This is a genomic window from Williamsia sp. Y721 (assembly GCF_059683565.1).
Window position 1 is genome coordinate 657688 of sequence record NZ_JCASNH010000001.1, and the last position, 26195, is coordinate 683882.

Below are 26195 nucleotides of genomic sequence, written 5' to 3' on the forward strand. Positions count from 1 at the left end.
CGATTCGGCACGCTGGTCGACATGAACAACATTCAGAACGGCAACAGCACGATCGACGACGAGTTGGTGAGCAGGCTGTTTCACCAACGCGTTGTCGTGCTCGGTGACCAGCTCGACCAGACGTTGGGCAACCGGCTCTGCAGCCAGTTGCTCCTCCTGTCTGCCGAGGACTCGCACAAGGACATCAGTTTCTGGATCAATTCGCCGGGCGGTTCGGTGCCTGCGATGCTCGCGATCATGGACGTCATGCGGGCGATCCCGAATGACGTGAGCACCTTGGCGATCGGGATTGCCGCCAGTGCGGGCCAGTTCCTGTTGTCGGCAGGCGCTCCCGGCAAACGATATGCGCTCACACACTCGCGGATCCTGATGCACCAGGGATCATCCGGTATCGGCGGTACAGCCGTTGACGTGGAATTGCAGGCCGACGATCTGCGGCATACGCGCGACACGGTGCTCTCGCTGATCGCGGGCAATACCGGAATGCCGCTCGAACGGATCGTCAGTGACTCCCTGCGCGACAGGTGGTACACCGCCGCGCAGGCCGTGGACTATGGGTTCGTCGATCGGGTTGTCGACGGCGTTGAAGACATCTACCCGGCGTTTGCGCGTCCGGTTGCATTGGGCGGCAAGCGATGAGCAGCTACACCGTCCCTTATGTGATCGAGAAGACCGCGGGCGGCGAGCGCTCACTGGACGTGTACAGCCGGTTGCTCTCGGAACGGATTGTTTATCTCGGAACCGAAATCGATGACGGTGTTGCCAACGTCCTGATCGCGCAGATGCTGCATCTCGCATCTGACAGTGCCGGGCAGCCCATCAACCTCTACATCAACTCGCCGGGTGGCTCCCCGTCGGCGATGCTCGCCGTCTACGACACCATGCGCTTCATCAGCTGCGACGTCGCGACCACCTGTGTGGGTCAGGCCATCGGTGCCGCGGCCGTTCTGCTGGCCGGAGGCACTGCCGGCCAGCGGGGGATTCTCCGCCACGGACGAGTGGTGTTGCATCAGCCGGCCATTGAGGGGAAGGGGTCGATCCCGGACCTGATCATCCACGCCGATGAGGTACTTCGCGTACGAGGTGAACTGGAGGAGTTGTTGTCCCGGCATACCGGTAAAGACCTCGAGACCTTGCGGCGTGACACCGACCGCGACCTCATCCTGCGCGCCGACCAAGCAGTTGCATACGGTCTGGCCGACGAGATCCTTTGATCCACGTGCCGCGTCCGATGCGTGGTCGGGGCATTGTCGTACAGCCGCTGTAGGATGGGCGATTGGTTTGTAAGTCTCATGAAAGATGTTGAGGCACAACAGAAGAAGCCCAATAGAACACTTGTACGAATGGGTTTCTGGGCGTAGGCTCAGATCATGGACTTCGGGGGAATGTTCGCCAGGTTGTCAGATCTGGCAGGGGATGCGGCTGTGGTCGCCGGTGATGATGCTGAGATTTCATCACGCACGGTGGCGGTTATCCGACTCAATCATGTTGTGGAGCAGATACTTTTTCGGCTTGTCGGTGAAGTCGACAAACGTGGGTTGGCGCAGAAGTCGGGTGAGCGATCCACTGCGCGACTGCACCAACAGGAGGGGGTGGCGCCGGTCGCGGCTCATCGATATGTGCGGGTCGGTAAGGCGCTCGGCGACATTCCGTCGGTGGCGGCCTATGGCGTGGACGGGGCGCGGTCGGGTGAGAATGTGGACTCGATAGTCAAGGGCCTCAACCATATTGAACGACGAAACCCGGACTTGCCCGATACTGACCGAGACGATTGTGTACGCGGCTTGCTGACCGAAGCGTTGATGGCGAGTCCGGCTGCGGTGTCGGAGCGGGCACGGCAGAAGGCGATCGTGCTGTCGAGGCCGGTACCCGAACCTGACGGATCACCCGATCGCCGGTCGAATGCGCAGATTCGCGCGGATGCTCTCGAGCGACTGCTGGATTCGTATGTCGATCAGGAAGATCGGCCGACGCGTGGTGGCGCGAAACCTCATGTGGTGGTGACGGTGTCACCGGAGTATCTGCAGGTGATACAACTGAGGGGTGTCAGCTCGAAAGCACCGGCACGGCCGGCGTCATTCGAGTGGACCGGACCGGCGTCAGCGTCCACCGCGCAGATGGTGGCGTGTGATTCGGTCATAACGAAGATCCTGCTCGACAACAATCTCTGCCGACGACACCACCGGTACATCTACCACCGTGGGTGGGAAGTGTTCATAAACCGCGACGGTCATCCCTGGTTCATCGCACCGGACGACGCAACGAGGACTGCGATCAGATCAAACGCCCGCCGTACCCTGACCTCCGAACTCGCCGCTGCGTAGGCGAGCGAGCCCGGAACCACGAGGCAGCGCAGATGGCTCTGCACTGCAAGCTCTTTGAGAACTTCATAGTGTGAATGCCGCTGCCGCGTGGACGGTTTTCGATGGTGGTCAGGACACCATTCGAAGGCTCACGTGACCGCCGGTGCGGCGCATCGTTGCCGTCGTGCGTTGGACTCCACCGACCGGGGTCACGGCAGGCCGAGGTCGGGCGAGGACTTCGAGAACTTCGGCGACCCCGCGGGTGACCTGTAGGAGTGAAAGCCCGAGGGCGCCGCTGACGGCGGCCAGGATCTCGGACGATGCTTCCTTGCGGCCCCGCTCGATCTCGGACAGATATTGCGGTGAGACCCCGGCCTCGGCGGCGATGTCGGTGAGGATGCGTTGTTGTTCGGTGCGTACCCGCCGGAGGACCGTCCCGAGTGCTTCACGCCAGAGCAACTCGATCGCCACGGGGTCGGGGTCGGCAACGCGGGTGAGATATGGGCCCATGGATTCGACGATAGTTGGCACGCTCGCTCCGCGGTGGCGAGATCTGCTGTGGGCAGAATTGGGAAATATATAGCGAGTGATTGCTCGCGATGTTAGATTGGCCGCATTGTTCGTGATGGAGGTCACAGATGAGTGTGCAAGTGGACGACACCCGCGGCGCCGAGAACACCGGTGGGCGGTCCTTTGACTTGGTGGTTCGTGGGGGGACCTGGTTCGACGGAACGGGGGCACCGGGCCTGGCTCGCGATCTCGGGATCCGCGACGGTCGTGTCGTGGAGGTATCGGCCCGGCCACTTCCGGTCGGATCACACACACGCGTGATCGAGGCGGGTGGCCAGTGGGTGATGCCGGGGTTCATCGACGTCCACACCCATTACGACGCCGAGGTGCTGGTCGCCCCGGGGCTGGGGGAGTCGGTGCGCCACGGGGTCACCACGGCGTTCATCGGCAACTGTTCGCTGTCCACGGTCTATTCCAGCCCGATCGATTCGGCGGACCTGTTCAGCCGGGTCGAAGCCCTCCCGCGGGATCAGGTCATCGCTGCGCTCGAAGGCGGTAAGACCTGGACCGATCCGGCGTCGTATATCGAGGCGATCGAACGATTGCCGCTCGGCCCCAACATCGCGGCCTTCCTGGGTCACTCCGACATCCGCGCCGACGTCATGGGGTTGGGCCGGTCCACGGACCGCGCCCACCGGCCGAGCAGGGGTGAGATGGCAAAGATGCTCGATGCTGTCGAAGATGCCCTGGACGCGGGCTTTCTCGGGGTGTCCGCGATGACCAACCCCTGGGACAAGCTCGACGGAGACCGCTACCGGTCGCGGTCGTTGCCATCGGTCTACGCGCGCTGGAGCGAGCGCCGCAAGATCAACAAGGTGCTGCGGCGGCGCGATCGGGTGCTGCAGACCATTCCGAATCTCAACACCAAGTACGACATCCTCTTCTTCCTTGCTTCGAGCACCGGACTGGGCCGCAAACCACTCAAGACCTCGGTCCTGGCCGCCGCTGATGCGAAGTCCGATCGGTGGGTGCGCCGGATCTTCGGTCCGATCGCCACTGTTGCCAACTCCTGGGGCCGAGGGGCGTTGCGGTGGCAGCATCTACCGGTTCCGTTCCAGGTGTACAGCGACGGCATCGACCTGGTGGTGTTCGAGGAGTTCGCGTCGGGCCGGGCGGCCCTGCACCTGCGAGAAGAGATGGGGCGCAACGATCTCCTGAAAGACCCCGAATACCGACGTTGGTTCCGTGAGGATTTCGAGAAGAAGTTCAGCTCTCGGATCTGGCACCGCGACTTCGACGACGCGGAGATCACCGACTGCCCCGACGACTCGGTGGTCGGCAAAACCGTGGAGCAGGTGGCGCGCGAGCGGGGCGTCCACAGCACGGATCTGTTCCTCGACCTGGTCGTCGAACACGGCACGGCGTTCCGGTGGCGCACCGTGATCACCAACGACCGCCCGGACATCGCCGACTGGCTGATCAACCAGAACGGCGTGACCGTCGGCTTCTCCGATGCCGGCGCGCACCTGCGCAACATGGCGTTCTACAACTACGGGATCAGGTTGCTGCAAAGGGTGAAAGAAGCCCAGGGCGGCGGGCGGACCCCGTTCCTCACCGTTGAGGCCGCAGTCCACAAACTCACCGGTGAACTCGGTGAGTTCTACAACCTCGATGCCGGCTTCCTGCGTGTGGGCGACCGTGCCGATCTTGTGGTCGTCAACCCGCACGGGTTGAATGATGAGAGCAAAGAGTATGCGGAGGCACCGATGGCTGAGTTCGGGGGAATCAAGCGGATGGTCAACAGAAATGACGACGCGGTGAGCGCGGTGGTGGTATCCGGTGAATACCTGTATGGCCGTGGTCAATTCGCGCCAGGATTCGGTACCGGTATGCGTAGTGGACAGTTTTTGCGGGCCGGGGCCACCGGCGACAAGAAGCCGACCGCGGTCGAGGTCGCTTCGTGAGTTCTGCCCCCGGCGCTGAGAACGAGATCGTCCCGCCGCCACGGCGTACCCAGGAGCAACGACGAAATGCCACGAAAGCCCGGCTGGTGCAAGCCTGCGTGGATTCGTTGTGCGAACTCGGATATCAGCGCAGCACGATCAGTGAGATCTGTGCCCGCAGCGGAGTGTCACAGGGTGGTCTGTTCCGGCATTTCCCGACCCGGCTGGATCTGGTGATCGCGGCCGCGGACGACGTGCGGCAGAAGCAGTTCGAGGCATTCTCGCAATCATTGGCGTTACTGGGGGCGGGGACACTGTCGGACTGTCTACGGCTGCTGCGTGCGGCCTGCCGGGCCCCGATCAACGGCGCCTGGTACGAACTGCTCGTTGCCGCCCGCACCGATGCCGCTTTGCGAGAACGTCTGGCGCCCTTGACATCTGAGTATCACGACCAGATCGCCGCCTTTGCACGTACGTTACCTGCGGTCCAGTACCTTCCTGAGGGGCAGATCGAACTCATCGCACTGACGGTGGTGCATCTGTTCGACGGTGAATCTGTCACGGCCGCGGTCAATCCGCAGCCCGCGCGCGATGAGGCACGGCTCGAACTGGTACTCCGATGGTTGTCAGGGTCTCCGGAATGACGGCCGGATGACTGCTCTTCCGTCCTACGCGGAGTTGGCCGAGGAGGCCATTGTCGTCTCGCTGCCGATGAACGTACGGTTCCGGGGCATCACCACCCGAGAAGTGTTGCTGTTCCGGGGTCCGGCGGGGTGGGGTGAGTTCGGTGCCTTCCCGGAATACGACGATGTCGAGTCGTCATCGTGGCTGGCGGCCGGTATCGAAGCCGCATACCTGGGGCCGCCGGAGCTGATCCGGGACCTTGTCCCGGTCAACGCCACCGTCCCTGCCATCCCCGCGCACGAGGTGGCGGCACTGCTCGCGCGGTTCCCCGGGGCGACCACCGCAAAGGTCAAGGTCGCGCAGGAAGGGCAAACCCTCGACGACGACGTCGCGCGGGTGGCTGCGGTGCGCGAACACATCGCCTCGGTGCGGGTGGATGCAAACGGGAAGTGGACTGTCCCGCAGGCGATCACGGCGTTGCGCGCGCTGGGTGAACTCGAGTATGCCGAGCAACCCTGCGCCACCCTGGAAGAGCTGGCCGCGGTGCGGGCGGCGGTGAGCACTCCGATCGCCGCCGACGAGAGCATCCGTCGCGCCGAGGATCCGTTGCGGGTGATCGAGGCGAAGGCCGCGGACGTGGCGATCCTGAAGGTCGCACCCCTGGGCGGGATGCGCCGGGTCCTGGATCTGGCTGCTCAGATCCCGATCCCGGTGGTGATCTCCAGCGCGCTCGATTCAGCGGTGGGCATGTCCGCCGGTGTTGCCGCCGCAGCGGCGCTGCCGAAGGCACCCCCGGCCTGCGGCCTGGGAACCGGAGGGCTGTTCGTCACCGATGTGGCCGAGCCATTTGTGCCCGACGGCGGGATGGTGGCACCCCGGCGGGTTGAGCTCGATACGGCGTCCGTCCCACTGGCCTCCGAGGAGCGTCGTCGCTGGTGGCTGGACAGATTGCGCCGGTGTCATGCGGTGCTGGCGGCGAGCTGAACGCAACCTGGGTCTGGATCGCCGCGGACTTTGAAGATACAATTTCTTCAAAACGTTCCATTAGCGGAGGTTGCAACCCATGACGGTCATCCTGGCACCGGTGCCACCCGACAGCGATCTCAAACCCGTCCATGGGTCGACCACCAACGGCGTGATCCAGATTCTCCGGATGCGTCGCGATCCGTTTGCCTTTGCACGGGCGCAGCAGGCCGAGTTCGGCAACATCTCCTTCATCAACGCGTTCGGGCAGCAGATGGTCACCTGCCGCGGTCCTGTCGCGGCCGACCAGATCCTGATGAACAAACAGAAGGCGTTCGCCAACGGACCCGCGTGGAGCTTCTTCATCGGCCCCTTCTTCAACCGCGGTGTGATGCTGCTCGATTTCGAAGAGCACCGGCACCACCGGCTGATCTTGCAGCAGGCTTTCACCCCGCCGGTACTCAAGGGCTACATGCAGGCCATGCAGCCGATGATCGCCGAGCGCATCAAACAGTTCCCCGTCGGTCAGGTGAAGCTGTTCAGTGAGTTCAAGGCGCTGACGCTCGACGTTGCCCTCGAGGTGTTCATGGGGCTCGAACTTCCGCAGGACGAAGCCGACCGGATCAACAAGGCGTTCATCGAGACGGTGCGCGCCGGTGTGGCGATTGTTCGCCGTCCGGTTCCGGGCGGTCGCTGGTGGAAGGGTCTGCGCTCACGCAAGGTCCTCGAAGAGTTCTTCATGAGTCATATCGCAGCCAAACGTGCGACCGAGACCCCTGACCTGTTCTCGGTGCTGTGCCATGCGGAAAGCGAAGAGGGACACCGGTTCACCGACGAGGACGTCGTCAACCACATGATCTTCGTGCTGATGGCCGCGCACGACACCTCCACCATGACCATGACCCAGATGGCCTATCACATGGCGAAGTCGCCGCAGTGGCAGGAACGGGCCCGGGCGCAGTCGCTCGAACTCGGACCGGACCTGGCCTATGACGACCTCGGCAAGCTGACCGACATCGACTTGATCATGAAAGAGTCGCTGCGGATGTGCGCTCCGGTTCCGGGTCAGCCGCGGATCGCGGTGAAGGACACCGAGGTGTTGGGGCACTTCATCCCCAAGGGTGCAATGGTCTCGATCCCCGGATTGACCAACCACTACGACCCCGAATACTGGAAGGATCCATACACCTTCGATCCCGAGCGGTTCACTTCGGAACGGGCAGAGGACAAGTCGCATCGGATGGCCTGGCATCCATTTGGTGGCGGAGTGCACAAGTGCATCGGGCTGTACTTCGGTCAGTTGGAGATCAAGACGATCATGCACCACCTGCTGCGCGGCTTCGAATGGTCCGTCCCGGATGATTACACGATGCCGATGGATTACAGTGCGCTACCTGTCCCGAAAGACAAGTTCCCCGTCACGATGCGGCGGGTGTGATGGCGCAGCGCTCTTCGGGCACGGCGGACCGTGTGGCCGGTGGCCGGAAGGTACGAAATACCGAGTCGCCCAAGGAGCAGGAGGATGCGATCCTGACGGCGGCCCGAAAAGAGTTCGAAGAGAACGGGATCCGAAAGACCGGCGTCGACGATGTTGCGAAGCGGGCCGGCGTGAGTCGTAGCACCCTGTATCGGCGTTTCCCCAACAAGGAGGCACTCCTGTTGGGTGTGGCCGAGTACGTCTACCTCGACGGTATGCGCATGCTCGAAGCCGCGACCGTTGGCCACGGCGCCCAGGACGCGGTGGTCGAAGCCTTTGTTGCCGGGGCGCAAATGGTCAACGACGATCCGCTGATCCGGCGGATGATGCTCGACGAACGTGATGCGCTCCAGGGGATCACCAAGTCGGTGACCGGTCTGTTCATCGAGATCGTCACCGGCCGCATCATGCAGACGTTGCGTGGCGCCGGAGCGCAGATGCCGGACGATGATCTGCATGCGGTGACCGAAATCCTTGTGCGTCTGGTCATCTCATTCCTCGATACGCCACCGCTCGATGAAGGTCGGCAGTCCCCGGAGTCGGTGCGCGAGTTCGCGCGCCGCTACCTCGCACCCATGGTCAGGTGAACCGCTCGATGCCAAAATTGCAGAAGATCCGGACCGAGTTGCTCGCTGTCCGGGAATTGTGGCGCGCCGGCGCATTGCCGAGTCCGAAGTTGTTGCCGCAGATCGGCAAACTGCGTCGTGCGGGCGGTGAGGCCGCCAGCCCGTCGATCTATGGGTTGATGTACGGCGATCGGGTTGCGATCATCGATCCCCGCGGACCGTTGACCTACGCCGAACTCGCGCGTACCTGTAACGGGTTGATCAACGGCCTGCGGATGGTGTTGCCGACCGGCAAACAACCGACCGTGGGTGTGATGTGTCGTAACAGCAGGTTTGCGGTCATCGGACTGCTCTGTGCCACCGGACTCGGCGCCCGGGTCGTACTGCTGAACACCGACCTCGGCGCCAAGCAGATGGCCGAGGTCGTCGAACGTGAACGGGTGGACGTGATCTTGCACGACGCCGAGTTCACGCCGGTCTTGGCATTGATCGATCCGACTGTGCGTCGCTACCTCGCGTGGTCCGATGAACTCGGTGATACCAGCGCAATCGGTGCGCAGACAATCGACGCGCTGGTGGCGCGTTCGTCCACCGAGTTACCCCCGGCGCCGGCGTATTCGTCCTCGTTGGTCATCTTGACCAGTGGCAGCACCGGCGCGCCGAAAGGTGCGCCCCGCGACGGCGGTCTGGCGATGTCGCTACCCGCGGGATTCGTTTCGAAGATCGCGGTCCGGGGCACTGATCGCGTGCTGATGTCGGCCCCGGCCTTCCACGGATGGGGCCTGCTGGCGACGATGGTCTGCCTGCTCACCGGTGCGACCGTGGTCATGGACCGGCGTTTCAAGGCTCCGAACTCTCTGGAGCTGTTGATCGAGCATCGTTGTACCGCGGCGATGATGGTGCCGACCATGTTGCGGCGGTTGATGGATCAGGACGCCGACGAGCTGTCCAGGGTCGATCGCTCCACGCTGCGGATGATCGCGTCGGGCGGAGCCAAACTCGATGAATCCCTGGTGCTTTCGGTACAGAAGCAGTTCGGGCATGTGCTGCACAACCTTTACGGCGCCACCGAGGCCTCGTACATCACGATCGCGACTCCGGAAGATCTTGCGGTCGCCCCGACGACCGCCGGGCGCCCGCCGCTCGGCGTCGAGGTCGCCATCATCTCCGGTGGGGTCCGGGTGCCCGAGGGACAATCGGGCCAGATCTATGTCCGGTCGGGCAGCCAGATCAGCAAGTACACCAACGGCACGTCGAAGGAAACGCTCGACGGGATGCTCAACACCGGCGACACCGGACGAATCGATGCCGCCGGTCGACTGTTCGTCGAGGGTCGCAGCGACGGGATGATCATCTCCGGCGGTGAGAACGTCTTTCCCGAAGAGGTCGAACTCGCTCTCGGCCGTCATCGGGACATCGTCGACGCCGCGGTGGTGGCGGTCGCCGACGCCGACTTCGGTCAGCGCCTGCGTGCTTTTGTCGTCCCTCGTGCCGGGGTGACGATCGACGAGGCCGATGTGAAAACGTATGTCGGCACCGAGCTCTCGCGCTCACGCGTACCGCGGGACGTGTTCGTGGTGCCCGAGTTGCCCCGTGGCGCCCAGGGCAAGGTCACCAAGCTGACGCTAGATGCTCTTGTTGCCGCCCGAAGCGCCACCGATGTCCCCGGCCGTGTCGCCGACGAAGTTGAGCAGTGAGTGCTTGCGGCCGTAGATGAGGTAGTAGGTCAGCACCACCGCAACCCATAGCAAGAAGAACACGTATGTGTACCAGTGCAATCCGTAGAGGATGTAGATACATGCGGCGATCGCCAGGATGGGTGTGACCGGATAGAGCGGCACCTTGAACGGCCGATAGAGATCTGGTTCGCGTCGGCGGAGGATGATCACACCGACGCTCACCACGGTGAAGGCGGTCAGGGTGCCGATCGAGACCATGTCGACCAGGTAGTGGAGCGGGACGAACCCGGCAAGTAACGCAACGATGATCGCCACGACGACGGTGTTGTTGATCGGCGTCATCGTGCGAGGGTCGATCCTGGTGAAGAACTTGGGGAGCATGCCGTCCCGACCCATGGCGAACAGGATTCGGGTCTGTCCGTAGAGGGTCACCAGTGTGACCGAGAAGATCGAGATCACCGCGCCGAGTGAGAGCACCGTCGCCGGCCACGCCTGCCCGGTGACGTCCTGGAGGATGACGGCAAGACCCGCTTCCTGACCCTCGAACTTCGACGCCTGCTGAGCGCCGACCGCCGCCAGCGCCACCAGTACGTAGACCAGGACAACGGTGACCAGTGCGGCCATCAACGCCCGCGGCATCGTGCGTTGTGGATCTTTGACCTCTTCACCGGCTGTGGAAACCGCGTCCAGGCCGATGAAGGAGAAGAAGATGACGCCGGCCGCGGCGGTGACGCCGTTGGCGCCATCGGCGAAGAACGGGGTCAGGTTGTCGCTGCTGAACGCGCTGAAGGCGATCGCGCAAAACATTGCCAGCACAGCGAGTTTGATGCCAACCATCACGGCGTTTGCCTTCGCGGACTCACTCGCACCGCGGATGAGCAGCAGTGCGCAGAGGCCGACGAGGACGACGGCAGGCAGGTTGACCCAGCCCGCCTTGTCATCCCATGGCGCGGCCGACAGCGCCTGCGGTATGGCCGGGATGTGTAGATGGTCGAGTAACTCGTTGAGGTATTGACTCCAGCCCACCGCAACCGCTGCCGTCGATACCCCGTACTCCAGGAGCAGACACCCTGCCACCGCCATGGCGACGAGTTCACCGAGTGTGGCGTAGGCGTACGAATACGTGGATCCGGAGACCGGTACCGACGACGCCATCTCGGCGTAGCAGATCGCGGCCAGACCGGCGGCGATGCCTGCGACGATGAACGCGACCACCACCGACGGCCCGGCTTTGGGTACGGCTTCGCTCATCACGAAGAAGATGCCGGTGCCGATGGTCGCACCGATACCGAAGCAGGCCAGTTGCGTGGTGCTGATGGTGCGTTCGAGACCGGTGTCGGCCTCTGCCTCGTCGCCCTTCGGAATGGGCTTTCGGCGCAACAGTGTTGCCGCGGTCAGTGAACCGGGTGGTTGCGCCTGCTTCTTGTTCATGTCCATATGTGCGCCCTCAGCCTGGGAAAATGATCGTCGGAACAGTAGCCGAGGCAATGATTTTCGCGGCCCGCGAGCCCAGGAACACTCGCTTGATCGAATCGCGGGGCGTGGTGCCGATGGCCAGCAGCTCACCGCTTCGCCACTCGATTGCGTCGAATGCCGCGTCCCAGTCACTGCCGGTACTGATCGTGGTTGTTGTTGTCGGGTCGATGATGTTGTCGGTCACCAACGTGTTCATGGCGTCGGCAATCTGTTCTCGCCAGGCGTCCATCACGCTGCGTTCGATCTCCAATCCGATCTCCGGCGGAAACATGTCGGCGGGCCGCACCCCAAAGGTGGCCACCCGCAACGGTACCGCCATCTGCTGGGCCAGATCGCGGGCCGCCACCACCACGTCGGTGCCGCGATCGTCACCCGAATAGGCGCAGGTGATGCCGGTGATCTGCGAGCAGGTGTACCCCTTGGGGGCCAGGGCCAACGGGATCGAACTCGAGTGCATGAGGCGGCTTGTGGTCGCGCCCAAGGACATCCGGCCGCTCTGCGAGCTATGACTGGTACCCAGTACGAGAATGTCTGCGTCGTGTTCGGCCAGAACCTTCTGCAACGACGTGGAGACGGACCGCTCACTGACCCGAAGGAACGTCGCCGGAGTCTGCGGGAAGCGCTGCTCGAGGTGTGCGCGGGCAGCGGATTCTGCGTCGTCGCCGTAGCGTCGGGCGTAGGCCCTGAACTCGGCGTCGACCCGGGCCATCGACGGCATGGCCCAGGGTTTGGGCGTGGCGGTCACCAGGACCACGTTGGTTGCCAGGGCATCGGCAAGACCGGCGCCGAGTTCGATTGCCTCATCGCCGCCGCGTCCTGGTTGATACCCGACAACGATGCTCATGCAAGGCAATCTATCCCTCGCCGGTGCGGTTCGGCAGTCTGAGCACGCGGATTGCCTGCGGACGTGCGCTGCGACACTACGATGAACCGATGCCCAATGTTCGCGCGTTGCTGACGCCTGCTCCTGCATCGGAACGCGCGCTGATCAAAACCGATGCAGCAGCACAGGCAGAGTTGCGCGCTGCCGACGCCGCGTTGGCGGAGCTGGAAACCGACCTCGGCGAACGTCGGCGTGAGACACGCCCGAAGTGGCTGTTGGTTCTGGCGGCGTTGGTGGTGGTCGCGGCGGTGGCAGCGGTGGTGGGTGGAGTTCGCTACGCACAGTCTGACCGCGGCTACAGCGACGATGACTACATGCGCGCGGCGGCGGCTCGGGTTCAGGTGCTGCTCACACCCGACGGCGGTGACGAGGGACGTCGATCGGCACAGATCCTGGCCGGGGCGACTGGTGAGTTCGAAGACGAGTTCGCGCAATCGGTCGACGCCTATACGCAATTCGTCACGCAGATCGGTGCGGTGGCGACCGGCACCGTCGATGGCGTAGGGATGTCGACGAGGTCGGGGGACCGGGCGAGCTTGATCGTGACGGCTGCGATCACGGTGAGTAGTGATCTGACCGACGCCGCGTCGACAGACCCTGCGCCGCGCCGATTCCGGGTGCAGGTGGAGATGGTGCCGGACGGCGGATCCCTGAAGATCTCGGCGCTGGAGTTCTTCGGATGAGCCTTCGTGGACCGATCACCACTGCCGTCATCGCAGTGCTGGTGGTCGTCGCTTGTGCGGTGGGACTCGGTGTCGCGTGGCAGGCGCATGCCGACGATCAGCGCCTCGACAAGAATCGCGCCGAGGTCGCTCGAGCGGCGGGTCCATTGGTGGCCCAGCTCTTTTCCGCCGACGAGGCGAATCCGGCGGGTCGTGAGCAGGCCCGGGCTGCGGTGACCGCCGAGTTCGCCCAGCAGTATGCCGGCGTCCTGGACGTCGAACCCCCCGCCGGCGTGAGGATCGTGTGGAAACCGATGCACACCGGTATTGCCGACGTCTCGGAGAACCATGCCGACGTGGTGGTGTCTGCGCGCGTCACCGAGACCGTGCCCGGCAGCGAGGCCACCGAGGTCACCAAAGTCGTCGAGGTAGAACTCGAACGAACCGGCGATCAGTGGAAGATCGCCCGAGCGGACGAGGTGTTATGAGCGACCAACCCACCACCGCTGCCTCACATCGGGTCGACAAGGCGCGCGAGCGCGTGGCCGCGGCGGGCGCTGCGGCAAAGCAGGCCCGGGCCGCGGCGGCGCCGGCATTGCAGGCGCGCGCGGAACGCCGGCGTGGACGTCTGATGCTGGTCACCGTCTGCTGCGCCGTCGTGGCCGTGGTCCTGCTGTCAGTCACGATTGTTCTCGTCATCGCAGACCGTGGCGCCGAGGCAGATCGCGAACGTGACGCGACCGTCCTCGACGACACCCGCGCGGCGGTGGAGACGATGCTCACCATCGACCCGGCCCGGCCCGAGGAGTTCGTCGATCAGGCGATCTCGGTGACGTCGGGCGAGCAGCGCAACCGGTTGGAGGAGTCGCGTGAACAGCTGGTCGAGGTGATCGGCGGGCTACGGGTGCCCAGCACCGGACAGGTGCTCTCCGCCGGGATCGTCGGCGAGGTCGCCGGTGGTGACGCTCAGGTGCTGGTGGTCGCGGAGGGTACCAACCCGGCGGTGCTGGGAGCGGACCCTTCCCAGAGTCGGGTGGCATTGCTGGTGACAATGAAGGATTCCGGTGACCACTGGACCATCGATCGAACAGAGCCCCAATGAATCGGTTCTTGCGCGCGATGTCGGTGCGACGACGGATTGTCGGTGGACTCCTGGCCGCCTCGTTGGTGGTGCTGTCGGCGATCGCGATCGTCGGGTTCATCGGACCGCCCGAGTCGGGGCGTGGTGACGAGGGTGAGCGCCGAGCGGTGCAGTTGGCCACCGCCGACGCGGTCACCGCACTGATGACCTTTCGGCCCGACACCTTGACCGCGGCACAGGAGACCGTCGGCGCCCGTCTCACCGGACGGCTGCTGCTGCAGTTCCGGAGCCAGGGCCCCGGGGTGGTCCTGCCAACCGCGGTCGAGTCCGGGGCACAGATGACTGCGCAGGTTCTGGCGACGGGAGTCGAGGACATCGACGACGACAGCGCTCGGGTGCTGGTGTTCGTGAATCAGTACATCTCGTTACCCACGGCACAACCGCAACAACAGGTGGTGGCTGTCACAAGGTGGGCGGACATGCGTAAGGTCAACGGCAATTGGCGCCTTGCCGGGTTGCAACCTGTTGGGCCGGGCTAGCGCGGGCGATCAACTCCAAGTAGGGATGCGAGGTGTGGCGATGAGCGCCGCAATTGTGATTGTCGGAGCCGGGCTCGGTGGCGCGCGGGTGGTCGACGACCTCCGCAGCGAAGGTTACGAGGGCGACCTCATCCTCATCGGCAAAGAGGACTACGCACCGTACGACCGGCCGCCCCTGTCCAAGGCCGTGCTGGTCGGGGAGCAGGACCGGGTCGACCTCAAGCCCGACGACTTCTACGTCGAGAACAAGATCGATCTGCGGACCGGAACCCAGGTCACCGCAATCGATCCGGCTGCGCACACGATCACGGTGCGGCCCACCAGGGGCGGCGAATCCGAGACGATCGCCTACAGCTCATTGATCCTGTCGACCGGTCTGGATCCCCGCACCCTGCCGTTCGCCGACGGACTGTCCGGCGTCCACGTGCTGCGCACCGTCGACGATGCTCACACGTTGCGCTCGGAGATCGACGGTGCCACCCGTGCGGTGGTCGTCGGGGCCGGATTCATCGGCTGTGAGGTCGCCGCGAGCCTGAAGACCCGCGGTCTCGACGTCACCGTGGTCGAACCGGCACCCGCGCCGATGGCCGTGGCGCTCGGCGAGAAGGTCGGCAACATGGTCGGCCGCATCCTCACCGATCGTGGGGTCGAGGTCCGCACCGGCGTCGGCGTCGCCGATATCGTCGGCGACGGCAAGGTGACCGGTGTCGTACTGACGGACGGGACTGTACTGCCCGCCGACATCGTTGTCGTCGGCATCGGGTCGACACCGGTTGTCGACTTCCTCGACGGTTCCGGTATCGAACTCGCCGACCGCACCGTCGGCGGCGGTATCGCCTGTGACTCCGAAGGCCGGACCAGCGCAGCAGATGTCTATGCACTGGGCGACGTCGCGAACTGGAAGGACGCGGCCGGAGTGCCGTCGCGAGTCGAGCACTGGAACAACGTGGTCGAGCAGGCCAGCAAGGTCGCCAATGCGATTCTCGGTGTCGTGGTGGAGAACCCGCGCCCCGCTGTTGCGTACTTCTGGAGCGATCAGTTCGAGGTGAAGATCCAGGCGCTCGGGCATCCGTCTGGACTGGACGACGTACATGTGGTCCTCGAAGAGGACGGCAAGTTCGTGGTCTATTACAGCCGCAGTGGCATCTTCACGGCGGTGGTCGGTGCAGGCAAGCCGGCTGCGGTGATGAAGATGCGTGCCAAACTTCTTGCCCCGACCCCGATTTCGGACCTGTTGGGCTGATGTCGCGGGCCGCCGCGCCGGGCCCGCGGCCCACCGCGGCTGCGGTGATGGCAGCACTCGACGCGCTCGGTGACCCCGATCGAGCCCTGAGTTCGGCGTCGTTCTTCAAGACCGGACCCGGCGAGTACGGCGAGGGTGATCACTTCATCGGGGTGACGGTTCCGCAGCAGCGCCGGGTCGCCAAGGAATTTCGTGGCCTCGACCGGGTGGGGGTCGCGGCGATGCTCGACAGCGATGTCCATGAGCATCGGCTGACCGGATTATTCTTGTTGCGCAGCGGATTCGAGAGCGCCACGACCGCAGCGGACCGTCAGGCCTGGGTCGACCTCTACCTGCGGGCGGTGTTCGACGGCTGCGTCAACAACTGGGATCTGGTGGACAGTTCCGCCGAATACATCCTGGGGGCCTGGATGCTGGATGGGGACCACGGGCTACTGCTCGAACTCGCCGACCACGAGGATCTCTGGGTGCGCCGGGTGGCGATCATCGCGACCGCCGCCTTCATCAAGAGCGGAGACCCGGTGCCGATCCTGGATGTGGCGCCGCGGGTTCTGGCCGACCGTCGCGACCTCATCCAGAAGGCGGTCGGCTGGATGCTCCGGGAGATGGGCAAGCGCATCGACCGGGCGTTGCTGCTCGCCTTCCTCGAAGCCCATGCGGCCGAGATGGGCCGTACCGCACTGAGTTACGCGACCGAGCACCTCGACCCCGATCAGCGCGCCCACTATCGTGCGCTCAGGTGAGACCCGCGCTCAGAACTCGACCTTGAGGACCGGCGACGTCGGTCGTGCCTGACATCCGAGGATGTAGCCGTCGGCGACGTCCTCCTCGTCGAGCGCGCCGATGTGTTCCATCTCGACGGTTCCCTCGGTGAGTGTGCAGGCACACGAACCGCATTCGCCCTCGCGGCAGGAGTAGGGCACGTCGAGACCGGCACCGAGCATGATGTCGACCAGGGTTCGGCTCTTGGGCCACGACAACTGGTGGACTTCACCGTCGAGCTCGACCTCGACCGACGCGGCGTCGGCGAGCTGCTCCTCGGTGAGTTCGGCAGGTTCGGTGTCTTCGAACGGGTCGCCCGACAGCGATGTGAACACCTCGGCGTGCACCTGATGGTGCGACATCTCCACCTCGGCGAGGGCTTTGTGTACGGCGTCCATGAACGGCCCGGGGCCACACATGTAGGCGTGATACGCCTTGAACGGACGGAGCAGTGTGGCGAGCTTGTCGGCCGACGGGAGACCCTGGACCGATTCGAGCCAGTGGACGACGGTGAGACGCTGCGGGTATCGGTTCTGCAGATCCTTCAGCTCGTCGCCGAAGATGACGTCGGTCTCGCTGCGATTCGCGTAGACGAGGACCAGACGGCCACTGCCCTTGAGCAGTGCGGATTTGAGGATCGACATCACCGGGGTGATGCCGCTGCCTGCGCCGAGCAGCAGGATCGGCGCGTCGAGATCGGCTGGTGTGAAAACCCCTGAGGGCGGGAGAACCTCGATCTGGTCACCGGCGCTGACGTGCTCGCAGATCCAATTCGATCCATAGCCGTCCACGGTGCGCTTGACGGTGACCTTGGGCTTCTCGTCACCCCACGGGGACGAGGCCAGGGAATAGCAGCGGGCCACCGAACCGGTTTGATCGCTGGGGATCCGGAGCGTCAGGAATTGGCCGGGTTTGTAATCGAACCGGCCTGCGGCGTCGTCCGGGACGTCGAAGACCAGCGACTTCGCGTCGCTCGTCTCGTCGATCACCTCGGCCACGGTCAGCACAACACTGCGCGTGCTGTGTGGGGTGACGGTCACCGGCGTACCTCCTCAATGCCATGAATACTCAGCTCAATGCCATGAATACTCAGATGCCCACAAAACGAGAACACGTTCTAGTTTAGATTACCAGCAGCTGTGGTCGACCCCAACTCGCTGTTGAGGCCGTTACTCAACACGCGGGTGCCTCGGGTGAGCAGTTCGTCGAGGTCGGAATCCGGGTCGTCGAGCCACTGCTGATATGCGGCCAAGGCGGTCGCCAGCAACGTCCACGCGACGGTCTGCGGTAGATGGTCGCCCGGCTCGGCACCGGTGCGGGCGGCCACGAACTCCGCGACCACCTCGCGCCAGCCGGTGTACATCAGCATCGAATGTGCTTGTAGTGCAGGAACACCCAGCAGCAGCCGCATCCGTTTGCGATGGTGATCGCGGTAGTCCGGCGGAACCTGGTTGAAGGCCAGCAGGGCGCTGCGCAGTGCTTCGGAGACGGGCATGTCGGCCGGTACGTCGGCCAGCAGGCGGCGCATGTCGTGGAGATGCTCGTCGAAATCACCCCACGCGATCGCATTCTTCGACGGGTAGTAGCGGAACAGCGTGCGACGGGCGATGCCGGCTGCCGCGGCAACGTCGTCGACGCTGGTCTCGTCGAATCCGGCCTCGGTGAACAGCTCGATGGCCGCGTCGGTGATCTTCGACTTGGTGGTGGTGGGCCTGCGGCCGATCGGGGTGGTCATGGCAGCCGTGATGCGTTGATCAACCCATCATCTCCGTTCGCCTGACCTGCAAATTGTGTGGAAGATCCATGGTAGATCGTCATCGGTCGATGAAGTCGATCACCGCCGAGGTGAAGGCGTCGTTGCTGTCACCGGCCGCGGTATGCCCGGCGCTGAGCAGTTCGGTCACCTCGAGGTTCGGGATGAGTTCGCGGAACGCGTCCACCGACTCCTGGCTCACGACGTCAGAGAGCCGGCCGCGGATCAACTGGATCGGGATCGTGAGCCCCAGCGCCTGTTCTTCGAACATGTCGCTGGGCAGCACGGCCGGACCACCGGTGACGCTCAGGAACGCCGGATCCCAGTGCCAGTACCACCGACCGTCCTCGCGGCGCCGCAGGTTTCGCTTGAGGCCCTCGATTGTTCCGGTGGACGGTCGGTGCGGCAGGTATTCGGAGATGGCAGCCGCGGCCTGTTCGAGATCGGCGAATCCGTCACCGCCGGATGCCATGAAATCCCGGATCCGCGTGGTGCCACGCTCTTCCGGCCGGGGCACCACATCGACGAGGATGAGACGGTCGACCGTGTTCGGTGGTGCCATCGCAGCCATCCCGATGCCGGTCAGCCCGCCGAGGCTGGCGCCGACGATCGTGACCGGCAGTGTTCGGCCCGTCACGGCGGGGAGCTGTTCGAGCACCCCGAGTCCGTCGGCCTGCAGGACAGCCGGGCTGTAATCGCCGTCGGGGGCCCAATCACTTTCGCCGTGCCCGCGGGCATCGAGGGAGATCACCTCATGGCCGTGGGCCGCCAGCAATGCTCCGGTGTTCTTCCAGGAGAACCGCGTCTGGCCACCACCGTGCATGAGCAGGACGATCCGTGGTGACGACGTGCCGATCGCACCGTCGGCAGCCCGGTCCGGCGATGTGGGGGACCAGTGGTCGGCCACGAGTCGGAGACCGCCGGACCCGGTGAACTCGACTTGCCTGGGCTGCGGTGGTGTTGTTGTCGGCACGGATGCAACTCCTCTCGGGGGATCGCCTCGACTGTGCCACCTCGGCTCGCCGCGCGGTCGGCAGGGTGGGTGGCCCGGGTTCGCGCTCGGGCGGACGCCCGGCCGGGGGCGATCCAATTCTCGCCGAATCGCCCGTGACCAGCATCTTCAGCGTCTACCATGGCAGCCGATGCCGAGGTCGCACAACCGAAGACATCGGCACCGGGTGAGGGGTGGAAGTCAATGCGCAGGCTCGTCTTCGAGACCGAACATGAACAATTGCGGGATACCGCAAGGCAATTCATCGAGCGTGAGATCGCACCCCATGCGGCGCAATGGGAATCCGACCGCCTGGTCGACCGATCCGTGTACGTGGCCGCGGGCAAATGCGGGCTCATCGGATTCAATCTCCCGCAGGAGTACGGCGGTGGCGGGATCGACGACTTCCGGTTCAACGCCGTGATCGTCGAAGAACTCGCGAAATTCGGGTCCGCATGTCCGGCGCTGAGCCTGCAGAACGACATCGTCGGCCCGTATATGGCGAACCTGACCACCACCGAGCAGAAAGAACGCTGGGTACCGGGATTCGCCTCGGGTGAACTGATCGGCGCCATCGCCATGAGTGAACCGGGCGCGGGCAGTGATCTGGCGGGTATCAAGACCTCCGCGGTTCTCGATGGCGACCACTGGATTCTCAACGGTGCCAAGACATTCATCTCCGCAGGTATCAACTCGGACCTGGTGATCGTGGTGGCACGCACCGATCCCGACGCCGGGCACAAGGGATTCACGTTGCTGGTTGTCGAGCGCGGCATGCCCGGATTCGAGCGTGGCCGCAAGCTCGACAAGATGGGTCAGCACGCCCAGGACACGGCCGAGTTGAACTTCATCGACGTGGCGGTGCCGGTGACGAACGTGTTGGGGGAGGTCGGCAAGGGCTTCTACCACCTCATGCACAACCTTCCATCTGAGCGGTTGTCCATTGCGATCGCGGCGGTCGCCGGTGCGCGAAAGACCTTTGCGCAGACCCTGCAGTATGCCAAGGACCGCAAGGCCTTCGGTCAATCCATCGGGTCTTTTCAGCACAATCGGTTCCAGCTCGCCGAGATGGCCACCGAACTCGACATCGCCGAGCAGTATGTCGATCGCTGTCTGCAAGCGGTGGTCGACGGTGAACTGACGGCCGTGGATGCGGCCAAGGCGAAGTGGTGGACGACCGAGCTCGCCAAGCGCGTGGTCGACAACTGCGTGCAGTTGCACGGTGGGTACGGATACATGAACGAGTATCCGGTTGCCAAGGCGTACGTCGATGCCCGGATCCAGACGATATTCGGTGGCACCACCGAGATCATGAAGGATCTCATCGGGCGGGATCTCGGAGTCTAGGTGCGAGCCCCGGACCTGTGCTTATGGTCGTTTTTCAAAGATTTAACAGAAGGATCGGCCAGAAACCCTGGCGTTTATGCACTCGGTGCCATTATGGTGGAGCTCACATCAACAACCAGGAGGTAACCCAGATGGCAGCCCAGAATCCTTCCGTGTCAGCCGACGCAGCCGGCACCGAGAACGATCTCGTCACCGAGTCGCTGGTCGAAGAGGTGTCCATCGACGGCATGTGCGGCGTCTACTGACATGTCGGTTTCGACGAGTCGAGCTCCGGCTTCGCCTTCGTCTGCACCCACGCCGACTGTGACTGTTTTCGATGTCGACCGGGCGTGGGTCCTGAACTCTTCGGTCGCCCTGCGACCCGAACCGTTCGGCGCGCTGCTGTACCACTTCGGCACACGTAAGCTGTCGTTTCTGAAGAATCTGACAGTGGTCGAAGTGGTGCAGTCGCTCGGTGACCACGACAACGCCGCTGATGCGATCGCCGCTGCCGGAATCGCCGACAGTGACCGCTCGCTGTACGTCAATGCGCTTGCCGCGCTGGCGACTTCGGGAATGATCGTCCCCAAATCCTGAGTAGTCCCGTGATGCTCGGTGCCGCAGCCCTCGGCCCCGAGCATCACGCCAGGCGTACGCCCACGCCCCATGTTCACCTGTGAGGAACCCCAATGACTTCCATTTTGGAGCGCCCCGCGGCGCCTCGTCAGCCGGTCGGCCGTCTGGTTGATCAGTTCGAGAAAGGCCTCGACGCACCGATCTGCCTGACGTGGGAGCTGACCTACGCCTGCAACCTGTCGTGTGTGCACTGCCTGTCCTCGTCGGGCAAGCGTGATCCACGTGAGCTCGACACCGAGCAGTGCAAGGCGATCATCGACGAACTGCAGCGGATGCAGGTCTTCTACGTGAACATCGGTGGTGGTGAGCCGACGGTCCGCCCGGACTTCTGGGAACTGGTCGACTACGCCACCGATCACCAAGTGGGCGTGAAGTTCTCGACCAACGGACTGCGGATCGACAAGGCGGTCGCACAGCGGCTCGCCGCCAGCGACTACGTCGACGTGCAGATCTCGCTCGACGGTGCGACCGCCGAGGTCAACGACGCTGTGCGTGGACCCGGTTCCTATGCCATGGCGATCAAGGCGCTAGAGAACCTTCACGAGGCCGGATTCGCCGATGCCAAGATCAGTGTGGTCGTCACCCGCCAGAATGCGACCCAGCTCGACGAGTTCAAAGCGCTCGCCGACAAGTACGGTGCCACGTTGCGCATCACCCGCCTTCGTCCGTCGGGCCGCGGCGCCGACGTGTGGGACGACCTGCACCCGTTGCCGGAGCAGCAGCGCGACCTCTACAACTGGCTGGTCGAACACGGTGATCGGGTTCTGACCGGGGATTCGTTCTTCCACCTGTCGGCCTTCGCCGAACCCGGACAGGGTGCCCTGCCGGGGCTCAACCTCTGCGGCGCCGGACGTGTTGTCTGCCTGATCGATCCGATCGGCGACGTGTACGCCTGCCCGTTCGCCATCCACGAGAACTTCCTCGCCGGAAACATCTTGTCGGACGGTGGATTCAAGACGATCTGGCAAGAGTCGGATCTGTTCCTCGAGTTGCGCGAGCCGCAGAACGCCGGCGCCTGCACCAAGTGCCAGCACTTCGACGCCTGCCGTGGTGGTTGCATGGCAGCAAAGTTCTTCACCGGACTCCCGCTGGCCGGCCCCGACCCCGAATGTGTACAGGGCTTCGGTGAATCCCTGCTCGCCGAAGACCGCAAGGTGCCCTCGGCCAACAAGGACCACTCACGCGGCGTGCCGCTGACCCTGATGACCAGGCCGCCTTCACGCGACTGCGACGAAAACCCACTCGCCGGGTTCCTGCCCGGCGATCTCAAAGACGGTGCCGGTCTCGAGCCGGCCGGTCTGACCCCCGCCAAGTAACGAAGAACCCCCGGCAGCGTTGCCGGGTGAGCAAAGGATGAAGTAATGGCGAACCCCTGGTTCGAGACGGTGCTCGAAGCCCAGCGTCGGGCGAAGAAGCGGCTCCCCAAATCGGTCTATTCCTCGCTGATCGCGGGCAGTGAAAAGGGCATCACGCTCGCCGACAATGTCGATGCGTTCTCCGAACTGGGGTTCGCTCCGCACGTCGTCGGCGCGCAGGCGGAGCGCGAGTTGTCGACATCGATCATGGGGCAAGACATTTCGTTGCCCGTCATCATTTCGCCGACCGGTGTACAGGCGGTTGACCCGGAGGGCGAGGTCGCCGTCGCGCGTGCAGCGGCGGCACGGGGCACCGCGATGGGACTGTCGAGTTTTGCCAGCAAGCCCATCGAAGAGGTCACCGCGGTCAATGACAAGATCTTCTTCCAGGCGTACTGGCTCAACTCCCGCGAGGACATCCTCAAGCGCGCCGAGCGGGCTCGCGAAGCCGGAGCCAAGGGCCTGATCGTCACCACCGACTGGTCGTTCTCGATGGGCCGCGACTGGGGTAGCCCGGAGATCCCCGAGAAGGTCGACTTCAAGGCGCTGCTCAAGCTCGCACCGGAGATCGCGATGCGCCCGCGCTACGCGCTGGACTGGTTCAACAGGGGCAAGATCAACATCCCGGACCTGACCGCTCCCAACGTGGTTGACAAGGGCGAGCAGGGTCCGACGTTCTTCGGTGCGTACGGACAGTGGATGCAGACCGCACCCCCGTCCTGGGCGGATCTGGAATGGCTCCGCAAGGAGTGGGATGGCCCGTTCATGGTCAAGGGCATCACCCGCCTCGATGACGCAAAGCGTGCCGTGGACATCGGCGCCACCGCGATCTCGGTCTCGAATCACGGCGGCAACAACCTCGACGGCACCCCGGCCACCATCCGGATGCTCGGACCGATCGCCGACGCGGTCGGTGGCGACATCCAGGTGCTGCTCGACGGCGGCATCCGGCGCGGCAGCGACGTGGTCAAGGCGCTGGCACTCGGTGCCGACGCGGTCATGATCGGTCGCGCATACCTGTGGGGCCTGGCGGCGAACGGCCAGACCGGTGTCGAGAACGTCCTCGACATCCTGCGCGGCGGTATCGACTCGGCGCTGATGGGGCTGGGACGCAAGAGCATCCACGACCTCACCCGCGACGACATCATCATCCCGGAAGGCTTCGAGAAGCGGTTCGGCGAGACCACCGCGTAGGGATCACGAACAGAGCCACCCGTTGCGGTCACATCCAGCAGTTACAACACCTGGGTATGACTGCAACGGGTGGTTTTGTCTGTCCGGGGACTACTGGGCAACGAGACTAGAACACGTTACAGTCCGTCTATGGGAGATTTCGACGGCAAGGTCGTCTACATCACGGGCATCGCCCGTGGGCAGGGTCGTAGCCACGCGATTCGGTTCGCGGAGGAGGGTGCCGCGGTCATCGGGCTCGATGTCTGCCAGGCGGTCACCGCCACCGGATATCCGCCTGCCACCGCGGAGGATCTGGAGGAGACGATCCGCTTGGTGAAGGCGGCCGGAGGCAGCATCCTGGCCCGGCAGGCCGATACGCGCGATCTTGTTGCCCAGCAACAGCTCGTGGCCGACGGAGTGGCGCAGTTCGGTCGTCTCGACTACGTGATCGCCAATGCCGGCGTCCTGACCTGGGGTGGTGTCACCGAGCTGCGCGAGAGTCAGTTCACCGACGTCATCGACATCAACGTCAACGGCACCTGGAAGACACTCAAGGCGACCATCCCGGCGATGATCGAGGCCGGCAACGGCGGTTCGATCGTGATCATCTCCTCGGTCGCGGGCATCAAGTCGATGCCGATGCAGGCGTCGTACTCGGCGTCCAAGCACGCGCTGGTGGGTTTGGCGCACACCACCGCAAAAGAGCTGGGACAGCACCGGATTCGCGTCAACACCGTCCACCCCTACGGCGTGGACACCCCGATGTGTCTCGAGGACACCGATGCGCTTGCCATCTTCGAGATGCCCCAGTACAAGGCGCATTTCGAGCCGATTCTGACCGGGATGGCCAAGTCCGTCGACATCACCGATTCGGTGATGTTCCTGTGCTCGAAGAAGGCGAAGTTCATCACCGCGTCCTCGATCGAGGTCGACATGGGTGCCACCAAGGTCTGACCACCCGCAAACGCTCCGGAAATACGAGGACGCTCCACAAATATGTGGAGCGTCCTCGTATACGTGGAGCGTCTGGCCGGTGTCAGTCGAGCCAGAGGGTGGCCGGGTCGGTCGCGGTGCGGGCCGGTGCGGCCGGGGCATCGGGGACCGACCGCGAAAAGCGCGGGGCCACAGCGGGTTGCGTGACACCGTCGAGTTCGATCAGGGTCCGGCGGGCCACCAGGTGCTTGTTCTCGGTGGCCTCCTCGAAATCGAGAACCGGCGACGCGCAGGCATCCGTGCCATCGAAGATCGCGGTCCACTCGTCGCGGGTCTTGGATTTGAATATTTCGGCGAAACGGATCTTCATCGCGGGCCACTGCGGCATGTCGAGTTGGTGCGGCAGTGTGGTGTCGTCCGTCAGGCCCATGCCTTCGAGGAGCAGGGCATAGAACTGCGGCTCGATGGCCCCGACGGCGAAGTACTTGCCGTCCGCGGTCTCGTAGACCTCATAGAACGGTGCGCCGGTGTCGAGAAGATTGGAGCCCCGCTGGTCTCCCCAGAAGCCGGTACCGCGCCAGGCCCACATCATTTGGCCGAGCACGGACACTCCGTCGACCATTGCGGCGTCGATGGTCTGGCCCTTTCCGGACTTCTCGCGTTCGAGCAGAGCGGCCAGGATGCCCTGCACCAGGAACATCGACCCACCGCCGAAATCGCCGAAGAGGTTCAGTGGGGGAGTGGGAACCTCGTCCGCGCGACCGACCGCGTGCAGCATGCCGGTCAGGGAGATGTAGTTGATGTCGTGGCCCGCCACGTTCGCCAGCGGTCCGTCCTGGCCCCATCCGGTCATGCGGCCGTAGACGATGCGTGGGTTGACCTTCGCGACGTCCTCGGGTCCGAACCCCAGCCGCTCGGTCACACCGGGCCGGAAACCCTCGATCACCACATCCGCCTTCGCGATGAGGTTCATGATCGCCTCTTTGTCGACCGGGTCTTTGAGGTTCGCTTCGACGACGGTCCGGTTGCGTAGCAATTGGTCGGCAACATCGCCGGAAGCGGGCAACTTGCCCGCCCGCTCGATACGCACGACATCGGCGCCGAGGTCTCCGAGCATCATCGCGGCATGCGGGCCCGGCCCGATCCCCGCGAACTCGATCACCCGTGTCCCGCTCAACGGCCCGTTTTTCGTCATTCACTGCCCCTCATCGTTGAATGGTCGTGCACCGCGTCTCGCGGGCGCGATCTTTCGCAACCAGATACGGTCGGTTTCCCAGTAAACCAGGTACCGAGCGATTGCTCGGGCGGTAAACCCTT

At 64.2% G+C, this 26195-nt stretch carries 28 protein-coding genes; 21 read left to right on the plus strand and 7 right to left on the minus strand.

Annotation, left to right across the window (positions count from 1 at the left end):
• Positions 1-21: 21 nt before the first annotated feature.
• The 3 genes from AC56PL_RS02930 to AC56PL_RS02940 all read left to right on the plus strand — a co-directional run bounded on the left by AC56PL_RS02930 (position 22) and on the right by AC56PL_RS02940 (position 2324).
• Positions 22-639 carry a ClpP family protease gene (locus tag AC56PL_RS02930; protein ID WP_497152973.1) on the plus strand — a complete coding sequence of 206 codons (618 nt, stop codon included), beginning with the start codon at positions 22-24 and terminating at the stop codon, positions 637-639.
• Entirely contained in the window at positions 636-1214 is a 579-nt protein-coding gene (locus AC56PL_RS02935) for an ATP-dependent Clp protease proteolytic subunit (RefSeq protein WP_495514919.1), read from the plus strand. Before AC56PL_RS02930 ends, AC56PL_RS02935 begins: the two co-directional genes overlap by 4 nt.
• Positions 1215-1370: 156 nt before the next feature.
• Complete coding sequence (locus AC56PL_RS02940) at positions 1371-2324, plus strand: DUF222 domain-containing protein (RefSeq protein ID WP_497152974.1); 954 nt, start codon at positions 1371-1373, stop codon at positions 2322-2324.
• Between the two features lie 108 nt (positions 2325-2432).
• On the opposite strand, the gene AC56PL_RS02945 is transcribed toward AC56PL_RS02940, so the two are convergent.
• Entirely contained in the window at positions 2433-2813 is a 381-nt protein-coding gene (locus AC56PL_RS02945; protein WP_495514921.1) for a helix-turn-helix domain-containing protein, read from the minus strand.
• 128 nt (positions 2814-2941) lie between these two features.
• On the opposite strand from AC56PL_RS02945, the gene AC56PL_RS02950 reads away from it, so the two are divergent.
• The 6 genes from AC56PL_RS02950 to AC56PL_RS02975 all read left to right on the plus strand — a co-directional run bounded on the left by AC56PL_RS02950 (position 2942) and on the right by AC56PL_RS02975 (position 10083).
• The gene (locus AC56PL_RS02950) at positions 2942-4777 is read left to right on the plus strand and encodes an N-acyl-D-amino-acid deacylase family protein (RefSeq protein ID WP_497152975.1); all 1836 of its coding nucleotides are present in this window, start codon (positions 2942-2944) and stop codon (positions 4775-4777) included.
• Positions 4774-5400, plus strand: a complete 627-nt coding sequence (locus tag AC56PL_RS02955) for a TetR family transcriptional regulator (protein ID WP_495514923.1) — start codon at positions 4774-4776, stop codon at positions 5398-5400. Before AC56PL_RS02950 ends, AC56PL_RS02955 begins: the two co-directional genes overlap by 4 nt.
• Before the next feature lie 7 nt (positions 5401-5407).
• Positions 5408-6364, plus strand: a complete 957-nt coding sequence (locus tag AC56PL_RS02960; protein ID WP_497152976.1) for an o-succinylbenzoate synthase — start codon at positions 5408-5410, stop codon at positions 6362-6364.
• Between the two features lie 79 nt (positions 6365-6443).
• Positions 6444-7781: a cytochrome P450 gene (locus AC56PL_RS02965; protein WP_495514925.1), complete on the plus strand. Its 1338-nt coding sequence runs from the start codon at positions 6444-6446 to the stop codon at positions 7779-7781.
• Positions 7781-8407, plus strand: a complete 627-nt coding sequence (locus AC56PL_RS02970) for a TetR/AcrR family transcriptional regulator (protein ID WP_497152977.1) — start codon at positions 7781-7783, stop codon at positions 8405-8407. Before AC56PL_RS02965 ends, AC56PL_RS02970 begins: the two co-directional genes overlap by 1 nt.
• Positions 8408-8415: 8 nt before the next feature.
• Positions 8416-10083: an AMP-binding protein gene (locus tag AC56PL_RS02975; RefSeq protein WP_497152978.1), complete on the plus strand. Its 1668-nt coding sequence runs from the start codon at positions 8416-8418 to the stop codon at positions 10081-10083.
• On the opposite strand, the gene AC56PL_RS02980 is transcribed toward AC56PL_RS02975, so the two are convergent.
• Positions 10012-11496, minus strand: coding sequence for an amino acid permease (locus tag AC56PL_RS02980; protein WP_495516021.1), 1485 nt, complete (start codon positions 11494-11496; stop codon positions 10012-10014). The two genes, AC56PL_RS02975 and AC56PL_RS02980, sit on opposite strands and share 72 nt — an antisense overlap.
• A gap of 16 nt (positions 11497-11512) precedes the next feature.
• Positions 11513-12385, minus strand: coding sequence for a universal stress protein (locus AC56PL_RS02985; RefSeq protein ID WP_495514928.1), 873 nt, complete (start codon positions 12383-12385; stop codon positions 11513-11515).
• Positions 12386-12474: 89 nt separating this feature from the next.
• On the opposite strand from AC56PL_RS02985, the gene AC56PL_RS02990 reads away from it, so the two are divergent.
• Genes AC56PL_RS02990 through AC56PL_RS03015 form a run of 6 tightly spaced genes read left to right on the plus strand, consistent with a single transcriptional unit; the run spans position 12475 to position 16692 of the window.
• The gene (locus tag AC56PL_RS02990; RefSeq protein ID WP_497152979.1) at positions 12475-13107 is read left to right on the plus strand and encodes an Rv1363c family protein; all 633 of its coding nucleotides are present in this window, start codon (positions 12475-12477) and stop codon (positions 13105-13107) included.
• Entirely contained in the window at positions 13104-13574 is a 471-nt protein-coding gene (locus AC56PL_RS02995; RefSeq protein WP_497152980.1) for a hypothetical protein, read from the plus strand. The genes AC56PL_RS02990 and AC56PL_RS02995 overlap by 4 nt, the downstream gene beginning before the upstream one ends.
• A complete protein-coding gene (locus AC56PL_RS03000) occupies positions 13571-14188 on the plus strand; it encodes a hypothetical protein (protein WP_497152981.1) in 618 nt (205 codons plus the stop codon). The genes AC56PL_RS02995 and AC56PL_RS03000 overlap by 4 nt, the downstream gene beginning before the upstream one ends.
• The gene (locus AC56PL_RS03005) at positions 14185-14706 is read left to right on the plus strand and encodes a hypothetical protein (protein ID WP_497152982.1); all 522 of its coding nucleotides are present in this window, start codon (positions 14185-14187) and stop codon (positions 14704-14706) included. The genes AC56PL_RS03000 and AC56PL_RS03005 overlap by 4 nt, the downstream gene beginning before the upstream one ends.
• Positions 14707-14746: 40 nt before the next feature.
• Positions 14747-15949: an FAD-dependent oxidoreductase gene (locus AC56PL_RS03010; protein ID WP_495514933.1), complete on the plus strand. Its 1203-nt coding sequence runs from the start codon at positions 14747-14749 to the stop codon at positions 15947-15949.
• A gap of 47 nt (positions 15950-15996) precedes the next feature.
• Entirely contained in the window at positions 15997-16692 is a 696-nt protein-coding gene (locus AC56PL_RS03015) for a DNA alkylation repair protein (RefSeq protein ID WP_497153551.1), read from the plus strand.
• A gap of 9 nt (positions 16693-16701) precedes the next feature.
• Here the strand turns inward: AC56PL_RS03015 and AC56PL_RS03020 are convergent, their stop codons facing one another.
• The 3 genes from AC56PL_RS03020 to AC56PL_RS03030 form a co-directional block, all read right to left on the minus strand.
• Complete coding sequence (locus tag AC56PL_RS03020) at positions 16702-17751, minus strand: 2Fe-2S iron-sulfur cluster-binding protein (protein WP_495514934.1); 1050 nt, start codon at positions 17749-17751, stop codon at positions 16702-16704.
• A gap of 77 nt (positions 17752-17828) precedes the next feature.
• Positions 17829-18446 carry a mycofactocin system transcriptional regulator MftR gene (gene mftR / locus AC56PL_RS03025; RefSeq protein WP_495514935.1) on the minus strand — a complete coding sequence of 206 codons (618 nt, stop codon included), beginning with the start codon at positions 18444-18446 and terminating at the stop codon, positions 17829-17831.
• A gap of 79 nt (positions 18447-18525) precedes the next feature.
• Entirely contained in the window at positions 18526-19437 is a 912-nt protein-coding gene (locus AC56PL_RS03030) for an alpha/beta fold hydrolase (RefSeq protein ID WP_495514936.1), read from the minus strand.
• A 222-nt stretch (positions 19438-19659) separates the two neighbouring features.
• Here AC56PL_RS03030 and AC56PL_RS03035 point away from each other — a divergent pair, with 222 nt between their 5' ends.
• From AC56PL_RS03035 to AC56PL_RS03060, 6 genes are all read left to right on the plus strand, one after another.
• Positions 19660-20802 (plus strand): acyl-CoA dehydrogenase family protein, encoded by a 1143-nt coding sequence (locus AC56PL_RS03035; RefSeq protein ID WP_497153552.1) that lies wholly within the window; start codon positions 19660-19662, stop codon positions 20800-20802.
• A gap of 131 nt (positions 20803-20933) precedes the next feature.
• Entirely contained in the window at positions 20934-21047 is a 114-nt protein-coding gene (gene mftA / locus AC56PL_RS03040; RefSeq protein ID WP_495514937.1) for a mycofactocin precursor MftA, read from the plus strand.
• 1 nt (position 21048) lies between these two features.
• Positions 21049-21378: a mycofactocin biosynthesis chaperone MftB gene (gene mftB, locus AC56PL_RS03045; RefSeq protein ID WP_495514938.1), complete on the plus strand. Its 330-nt coding sequence runs from the start codon at positions 21049-21051 to the stop codon at positions 21376-21378.
• 92 nt (positions 21379-21470) lie between these two features.
• Complete coding sequence (mftC, locus tag AC56PL_RS03050) at positions 21471-22733, plus strand: mycofactocin radical SAM maturase (RefSeq protein ID WP_495514939.1); 1263 nt, start codon at positions 21471-21473, stop codon at positions 22731-22733.
• 45 nt (positions 22734-22778) lie between these two features.
• Positions 22779-23966, plus strand: coding sequence for a pre-mycofactocin synthase MftD (gene mftD / locus AC56PL_RS03055; protein WP_497152983.1), 1188 nt, complete (start codon positions 22779-22781; stop codon positions 23964-23966).
• Positions 23967-24095: 129 nt separating this feature from the next.
• Positions 24096-24899 carry a mycofactocin-coupled SDR family oxidoreductase gene (locus AC56PL_RS03060; RefSeq protein WP_495514941.1) on the plus strand — a complete coding sequence of 268 codons (804 nt, stop codon included), beginning with the start codon at positions 24096-24098 and terminating at the stop codon, positions 24897-24899.
• A gap of 82 nt (positions 24900-24981) precedes the next feature.
• Here AC56PL_RS03060 and AC56PL_RS03065 read toward each other — a convergent pair whose 3' ends face one another.
• Positions 24982-26073, minus strand: a complete 1092-nt coding sequence (locus AC56PL_RS03065) for a CaiB/BaiF CoA transferase family protein (RefSeq protein WP_497152984.1) — start codon at positions 26071-26073, stop codon at positions 24982-24984.
• Positions 26074-26195 lie beyond the last annotated feature (122 nt).

What these genes read in the sequence shown, in the direction of transcription:
- AC56PL_RS02930 (WP_497152973.1), top strand. Translation starts at nt 22, where the DNA reads ATGAACAACATTCAGAACGGCAACAGCACGATCGACGACGAGTTGGTG.
- AC56PL_RS02935 (WP_495514919.1), top strand. Translation starts at nt 636, where the DNA reads ATGAGCAGCTACACCGTCCCTTATGTGATCGAGAAGACCGCGGGCGGC.
- AC56PL_RS02940 (WP_497152974.1), top strand. Translation starts at nt 1,371, where the DNA reads ATGGACTTCGGGGGAATGTTCGCCAGGTTGTCAGATCTGGCAGGGGAT.
- AC56PL_RS02945 (WP_495514921.1), bottom strand. Translation starts at nt 2,813, where the DNA reads ATGGGCCCATATCTCACCCGCGTTGCCGACCCCGACCCCGTGGCGATC.
- AC56PL_RS02950 (WP_497152975.1), top strand. Translation starts at nt 2,942, where the DNA reads ATGAGTGTGCAAGTGGACGACACCCGCGGCGCCGAGAACACCGGTGGG.
- AC56PL_RS02960 (WP_497152976.1), top strand. Translation starts at nt 5,408, where the DNA reads ATGACTGCTCTTCCGTCCTACGCGGAGTTGGCCGAGGAGGCCATTGTC.
- AC56PL_RS02965 (WP_495514925.1), top strand. Translation starts at nt 6,444, where the DNA reads ATGACGGTCATCCTGGCACCGGTGCCACCCGACAGCGATCTCAAACCC.
- AC56PL_RS02970 (WP_497152977.1), top strand. Translation starts at nt 7,781, where the DNA reads ATGGCGCAGCGCTCTTCGGGCACGGCGGACCGTGTGGCCGGTGGCCGG.
- AC56PL_RS02975 (WP_497152978.1), top strand. Translation starts at nt 8,416, where the DNA reads ATGCCAAAATTGCAGAAGATCCGGACCGAGTTGCTCGCTGTCCGGGAA.
- AC56PL_RS02980 (WP_495516021.1), bottom strand. Translation starts at nt 11,496, where the DNA reads ATGAACAAGAAGCAGGCGCAACCACCCGGTTCACTGACCGCGGCAACA.
- AC56PL_RS02985 (WP_495514928.1), bottom strand. Translation starts at nt 12,385, where the DNA reads ATGAGCATCGTTGTCGGGTATCAACCAGGACGCGGCGGCGATGAGGCA.
- AC56PL_RS02990 (WP_497152979.1), top strand. Translation starts at nt 12,475, where the DNA reads ATGCCCAATGTTCGCGCGTTGCTGACGCCTGCTCCTGCATCGGAACGC.
- AC56PL_RS02995 (WP_497152980.1), top strand. Translation starts at nt 13,104, where the DNA reads ATGAGCCTTCGTGGACCGATCACCACTGCCGTCATCGCAGTGCTGGTG.
- AC56PL_RS03000 (WP_497152981.1), top strand. Translation starts at nt 13,571, where the DNA reads ATGAGCGACCAACCCACCACCGCTGCCTCACATCGGGTCGACAAGGCG.
- AC56PL_RS03005 (WP_497152982.1), top strand. Translation starts at nt 14,185, where the DNA reads ATGAATCGGTTCTTGCGCGCGATGTCGGTGCGACGACGGATTGTCGGT.
- AC56PL_RS03010 (WP_495514933.1), top strand. Translation starts at nt 14,747, where the DNA reads ATGAGCGCCGCAATTGTGATTGTCGGAGCCGGGCTCGGTGGCGCGCGG.
- AC56PL_RS03015 (WP_497153551.1), top strand. Translation starts at nt 15,997, where the DNA reads ATGGCAGCACTCGACGCGCTCGGTGACCCCGATCGAGCCCTGAGTTCG.
- mftR (WP_495514935.1), bottom strand. Translation starts at nt 18,446, where the DNA reads ATGACCACCCCGATCGGCCGCAGGCCCACCACCACCAAGTCGAAGATC.
- AC56PL_RS03035 (WP_497153552.1), top strand. Translation starts at nt 19,660, where the DNA reads ATGCGCAGGCTCGTCTTCGAGACCGAACATGAACAATTGCGGGATACC.
- mftA (WP_495514937.1), top strand. Translation starts at nt 20,934, where the DNA reads ATGGCAGCCCAGAATCCTTCCGTGTCAGCCGACGCAGCCGGCACCGAG.
- mftB (WP_495514938.1), top strand. Translation starts at nt 21,049, where the DNA reads ATGTCGGTTTCGACGAGTCGAGCTCCGGCTTCGCCTTCGTCTGCACCC.
- mftC (WP_495514939.1), top strand. Translation starts at nt 21,471, where the DNA reads ATGACTTCCATTTTGGAGCGCCCCGCGGCGCCTCGTCAGCCGGTCGGC.
- mftD (WP_497152983.1), top strand. Translation starts at nt 22,779, where the DNA reads ATGGCGAACCCCTGGTTCGAGACGGTGCTCGAAGCCCAGCGTCGGGCG.
- AC56PL_RS03060 (WP_495514941.1), top strand. Translation starts at nt 24,096, where the DNA reads ATGGGAGATTTCGACGGCAAGGTCGTCTACATCACGGGCATCGCCCGT.
- AC56PL_RS03065 (WP_497152984.1), bottom strand. Translation starts at nt 26,073, where the DNA reads ATGACGAAAAACGGGCCGTTGAGCGGGACACGGGTGATCGAGTTCGCG.